The sequence below is a fragment of the Vibrio sp. 2134-1 genome (assembly GCF_033339495.1).
In genome coordinates this window covers 1-792 of the sequence record NZ_JAWOUS010000297.1, presented here as the reverse complement: position 1 = coordinate 792, position 792 = coordinate 1, and the positions used below count along the sequence as shown (strand labels likewise).

The 792-nt window shown below is 44.4% G+C and carries 1 protein-coding gene; it reads left to right on the top strand.

Features of this window, described 5'->3' with window-relative positions; all coding sequences use genetic code 11:
* On the top strand, positions 1-723 hold a 723-nt coding region (locus R7R78_RS25580), incomplete at its 5' end, for a YeaH/YhbH family protein (RefSeq protein WP_225474551.1).
* Between the last annotated feature and the right edge of the window lie 69 nt (positions 724-792).

Below are 792 nucleotides of genomic sequence, written 5' to 3'. Positions count from 1 at the left end.
AAAAAGCGACTTCTTAAAGAGCTCGAAGACGAGTTGACTCGCATCAAAAATATTGAGCCAGCACAACAACTTGAAGAAAATCGTCTGAAAAAAGAAATCGAAGAACTGCGCAAGAAAATTGAAAATGTGCCGTTCATCGATACTTTCGATTTACGTTTTAAAAACTACGAAAAACGACCAGTCCCTTCTAGCCAAGCCGTGATGTTTTGTCTGATGGACGTATCTGGTTCTATGGATCAAGCGACCAAAGACATCGCGAAACGCTTCTATGTGCTGTTGTATCTGTTCTTAACTCGCACCTATGAAAACGTAGACGTTGTGTTTATTCGCCACCACACGCAAGCCAAAGAAGTCGATGAACACGAATTTTTCTACTCGCAAGAAACCGGTGGCACCATCGTATCTAGCGCTTTGAAGTTAATGGATGAAATCGTCAAAGAGCGTTACCCGGTTGGTCAGTGGAACATCTACGCAGCCCAAGCGTCCGATGGGGATAACTGGGCGGATGACTCACCACGATGCCGAGATTTACTCGTGAATAAGTTGCTGCCAAATTGTCAGTACTATTCTTATATAGAAATCACGCGTCGCTCACATCAGACCTTATGGCACGAGTATGAGAAGCTTACCGACGAGTTTCCAAACTTCGCTATGAAGAATATTCGCTCTGTGGAGGATATCTTCCCAGTCTTTCGTGAACTATTCCAAAAAGAAACGGCGTAAGGAGGCTAGCGATGACTACCGCAACAAAAAACCTCTCTGGAGAGGCGCCTAAAAAGCGCAACAGCAAGT